The organism is Polaromonas sp. P1_G1, assembly GCF_056405595.1.
This window is the reverse complement of the sequence record NZ_JBFUBU010000140.1, coordinates 1-546: the sequence shown is the minus strand read 5'-3', so window position 1 is coordinate 546 and position 546 is coordinate 1. Positions and strand designations below refer to the sequence as shown.

The 546-nt window shown below is 52.7% G+C and carries 1 protein-coding gene; it reads right to left on the bottom strand.

The features are described 5' to 3' along the window. Window positions 1-511: HAMP domain-containing protein (locus AC1D1Y_RS26135; RefSeq protein WP_477684913.1), on the bottom strand; the 511-nt coding region annotated here is incomplete at its 3' end. Window positions 512-546 lie beyond the last annotated feature (35 nt).

The window sequence follows — 546 nt, the reverse complement described above, 5'->3', positions numbered from 1 at the left end:
CCGCATTGAGGCGAACCGTGGTACTCAGGTCGCTCATCGAAGAGGCAGTCTGTTGCAACGCACTTGCCTGGTTTTCCGTTCGACCCGAGAGATCAAAATTTCCCTGTGAAATCTCACTGGATGCAATCGATACGCTTTCTGCACCCTCACGCACTTTTTGCACGAGACTTGCAAGTCCCGTCTGCATTCTTTCCAGTGCACGCAGAAGTTGTGCCGACTCGTCTCGTCCATGTGGTGCCGGGATATCTCCATCCAAAACACCATTGGCAATACATTCAGCCGCCGACGTCGCCTCACAAATTGGATTCACGATAGACCGAGTTAGCCGCCAAGCAATGCCGACACCCAATAGCAACGTTGCAACGCCAATGCACACAACGACTATTTGACCTTGGCGAGCATCCTCCTCCGCCTCCAGCAATGCGTTCTCATACACGTCATTTTGGTAGGTCTTTAAACGTTGAATTTCCGCAACATAAGCTTTCGCCAGCGGCTCCAGCTGCTCTGCCACAGCAGTCCTTACATCCTCTCCCGCGAGATGCCTCT